Genomic DNA, 4392 nt, shown 5'->3' on the forward strand with positions numbered 1-4392 from the left:
GCTTGATGGCAATGACATTGGAGCCGGTCACCCGGCGCACTGCCAGGCTGATCACCGGCTGAGTGTTGACCCGCGATAGATTGCTCAGCTCGAAGTGATCGAGCACCACCCGGCCGACGTCCTGCAGCCGGATCACGCTGTCGCCGCGCCGCGCGATGATCAGCGTCTCGATCTCCTCGACATCGTCGAAGCGCCCGACGGTGCGCAGCAGATAGCGGCGCTTGCCACTGTCCAGCTCACCAGCGGAGATGTCCTGATTGCGTGCGCGGATCGCCTCGCGCACATCGACCACGCCCAGATCGCGCTGGGCCAGGCGCTCCGGGTCGAGCAGGATGCGCACCTGGCGCTCGGCGCCGGGAGCACGAACGAGCGCCGGTCTTTCGGTAGGCGAACTGCCCTCGGCGCCGCCGCGGACCTCGATCTGCGACACATCGGCGACGCCCGAGAGCCGGGTGCGCACGCGGTCCTCGATGAAGTCGCGCATCATCGGCATGTCCAGACCGCGCGGGTTGCCGGGCAGCGGCGCGATCCGGAAGTACATGAAGGAGTTCTCGGAGAACGAGGTCGCGTAGATGCGCGGCTCGTCGACATTGGCCGGATAGGACGGCACCTGATTCAGCGCGTTGTTGACCTTGATCAGGGTCTCGGTGATATCGACGCCGAACGGGAATTCCATCTCGATCTCGGCCGAGCCGGTCGACGCGCGGGCGATGAAGCGGCGCAGGTTCGGGATGGTGCGCAGGTATTCCTCCTGCTCGATCAGGATCTCCTTCTCGACATCCTGCGGCGTCGCGCCGGGCCAGGCGGTGCGCACCGTGACCGTCCGTACCTCGAGATCCGGGATCATCTGCACCGGAATGCGCAATGCCGCGGCCGCGCCGAGCACGCCGACGATCAGCACGATCACCGTCATCAGCACGCCGCGGCGGATGAGTGCGTCAAACATCGCGCGCCTCAGGCGAGGTCTGGCCGGTGGTCCCGCTCGCTGTCCAAATCGGGGTCCCGTGCGTCATCCGTCCCCACAACCCGTTCGGCATCTCGTCCCGCATCCTGGCTCTGCCTCCGTCCCGCGCCTGGCCCGCGAGCTTGCCCGTTGTCGGGGGCCTCATCCCGATCCGCGTTCGGTCCGTGTTGCGAATCCTTATCCAGCACGCGCACGGCCTGCCCCGGCTCCAGGGCCTCATTGCCCTCGACCACCACCGGCACCCCGGCCGCCAGGCCATCGCGGATCTCGACTCGATCGCCGAACATCAGCCCGAGGGTGACCTGGCGTTCTTGGACCTGAGTCGCTTCGCCGGAGCGCTCCAGCACCCAGAGGCTCACGCGCCCATCGGGATGGCGCAGCAGGGCGTCGCGGGGGACGGTCACGTTGGTGCGGCCGCTGTCGAGATACAGCGTCCCCTGCACCGACATGCCCGGCGTCATCGCCGGATGGGTGGCCCCATCGGCCGGCAGCACGCGCAGCAGGAAGGTGCGGGCGGTGGGATCATTGACCGGCACGATGGCCTGGATCTCGCCGGCAAAGGCAGTGTCCGGCAAGGCCGTCAGTCGCAGCTCGACCCGGGTGTCGGCTGCCACTAGTGGATACAGCTCTTGCGGCACCCGAAAATCGAAGCGCAGATCCTCAGTCGCGACGAGCTCCATGACGGTCGTCCCCGGCGATACCCATTCGCCGAGATCGGCATGACGCCGGCTGATGACACCCGCAAACGGTGCCTCGATGCGGTGACGCGCGACTCGTGCCTGCTGATGGAGGAGCTCCGCCGCCGCAATCGCCTGCTCGGCAGCGGCGATCTCGGCGGCTGCCGCGCGCGCTTCCAGCTCGCTCTCGGCAATACTGTTGTCCTTGACCAGGCGTTGGCCCTCGCGCAGAAGGCGTCGGGCTTCGGCCAATTCCGCGCCGGCGCGCTCGGCCTCGGCGTTGGCCGCCGCCAGCCCATGCTCGGCGAGCTCGGCATCCAGCTCGACCAGCAGGTCGCCGGGCTCCACCCGATCACCGGCATCCACCGACAGCGTCGTCACCAAGCCAGCGACCTGCGTTGATAGATTCGCTGCATGCAGCGAGGTCAGGGTACCGGTGACCCCCTCCTCACGAATGATGGGCTGCTCGCGCGATTCCGTGACCGCAACCGGCGCCGCTTCTCCGAAGGCCAGCGGCACCGGTAGCGGCAGCAGGATCATCAGCGCGATGGCAGCAAGGGTGCGTGTGCCGGCTTGGGGGAGCAACAAGGCATGGTCCTAAAGAATGCGAGACGCTCAAGATCAGCCGGTTGGCTGCCAATCGTCAACCCCGGCAGCATCGTCAACCCCGGCAGCGCCGCCGCGACCGCTCACCATCGCGCAACCGCACAACGGCTGTGGCATCTGCATCCGATCAGCGATCCATCCAGGATGGCCGATCATGACACCTCGACGCCATCCGGGTTGCCAGTCTCTTCTAGGGTCTCTTCTGGGGTCACGTTCTCGGCCTCCTCGGTCGTCCCTTGGTCGCCCTTCTCGGTCGCCTTGGGAGTCTCCTCCCTTGGAGGCAGCTTCTCCACAGGCTCACCTTGCTGCGTCTCTTTGATCAGCTTGTGCAGCAATTGAAAACCCTCGTCCAGCGATGAGGCCATAACCACCAGCGGACCCTGGCTGACGATGATCTGTGCCAGCTGAGGTAAGGGGGACTCCTCCAGCATCCGCAGGAAGATGCCTTGGATATAGGTCACGACGCCCTCGACCGGGACCACGATCAGTCGTCCGAGGGTCGCCTGCGTGCCTTGCTGGCTCCACAGGGTCAGCTCCTGGGAGATGCGCGGGTCCTGCGTGATAAAGGCGTTCACCTGCTCAGGACCGTAGACCAGTGTTCCCTTCGGGAAGTTATAGACGATGATCCGACCGTAGCTGTCGCCATCATTGCCGGCAACCGCAAGCGCGCGCATGCTCGGTTGGCCCAATGGCGTCATCGGCACAAACAGGCTGAAGTCGAAGCGATCCTCATCGATCAGATTCAACGTGAGGTAATAGGAGCGCATCCGTTGGACGTCGTCACGCCATTGACTGGGTGGCAGAGCCCAAGCGTCCTCCTGGTTATAGAAGGTCTCGGGGTCGGTCTGGTGATAGCGCGTATAGATATCCATTTGTACGTCGAATAGACTCTTCGGATACCGCACATGCTTCTTGAGTGCCTCTGGCATCTCATCGAATGGTTTGAAGAGCCCCGGATAGATGCGCGCGTGGGCGGCGGCGATCGGGTCCTTCGGATCAGCGAGATAGTAGTCGACACTGCCGTTATAGGCATCCACGACCACCTTCACCGAGTCGCGGATGTAATTGAACGGACGCTCGAAATGCTTGACATGTCCGGCATAGGGCTTGGAATACGGATACCATTTAGAGCTAGTCATGGCGTCCTGTATCCAATACAGCCGCCCATTGGCGATGGCCAGGTAAGGATTCGGCCCCAGGATCAGATCCGGTGTCAGGGTCTTGATCCGGTCACGGATGTTGCGTCGGAACAGCAGCCGGCTGTCGTCAGTCATCTGCGTGGTGTAGAGGATATTGCGCTCGCCGAAATAGAGCGAGAAGACCAGCTTGCGGAAGGCGCTACTGACCGGCACTCCACCGGTGCCGTCGTAGTCGGTGAGCTTGACCTCGTCGCGCGAGGCGTAATCGAGCTCGTGGCTTGCATTCGGCGCGATCACCGGATGCAGATTGCCAGCGCCGTAATAGATCGCCGGCTCATCGATGGACAGGCCCTCAACAGAGCTCGGCGGTATACCCTGGATCAGCCACTCGAGCGGCTCGTCCGCCGCCTGTGCGGCCGGGTTCATCACAACGCCATAGCCATGGGTGTACCGAAGCCAGAGGTTGACCCAGGTTTGGCGAGCCTCGCTCAGCTTCTCGAGGTCGATCTGACGCGCCGCGAGGAAGACCTGCTGATAGACATCCTTGATCTTATAGCGACCGACGTTCACCCGGTCGAACGCGTAGTAAGGACGGATCTCCTGCAGCTCGCGATAGACTGAGAGGAGCTTGTGCTCGTCCCAGATCGGGATGCTGCGCAGGCTCAACCGGATGTTTGGCGTGATCTTGTCCCAGCCCTCTTCATGGATCTGATAATCGCGCGTCTCGACATCTTGCAAGCGATAGCCGGCCAGGGTCGCCTCGATGTTGTTGTCAATGAAGGGCGCTTCGCGCGTCATCTCGGCGGGCTCGACCACGTACCGTCCCACTGCATCGGTGAGAAAGGGCGTATGCCGCAGTCCGAGCACCGCGAGCAACAGCAGCGTTGTGACGGCGAGCAGACCAATCCCTTTTCCGGTGTTGACCAGAGCCAGCAGCAGCGCGCCCGCGATCAGCAGCAGCACCGCTGCGGCCACGATGAGCGGCAGAGTCACCGTCATCTCCTCA

3 protein-coding genes are annotated in these 4392 nt (G+C 63.9%); all 3 read right to left on the bottom strand.

Annotated features, from left to right (window positions below; all coding sequences use genetic code 11):
* Positions 1-913, bottom strand: a 913-nt coding sequence (locus ACY693_RS15655) for an efflux RND transporter permease subunit (protein ID WP_462322747.1), incomplete at its 3' end; no start/stop codon positions are given.
* Positions 914-954: 41 nt separating this feature from the next.
* A complete protein-coding gene (locus ACY693_RS15660) occupies positions 955-2229 on the bottom strand; it encodes an efflux RND transporter periplasmic adaptor subunit (protein ID WP_462322745.1) in 1275 nt (424 codons plus the stop codon).
* A gap of 170 nt (positions 2230-2399) precedes the next feature.
* Positions 2400-4392 (bottom strand): UPF0182 family protein (locus tag ACY693_RS15665; RefSeq protein WP_462322746.1); only part of this gene is annotated, 1993 nt, incomplete at its 5' end.

Source organism: Halochromatium sp. (assembly GCF_054919635.1).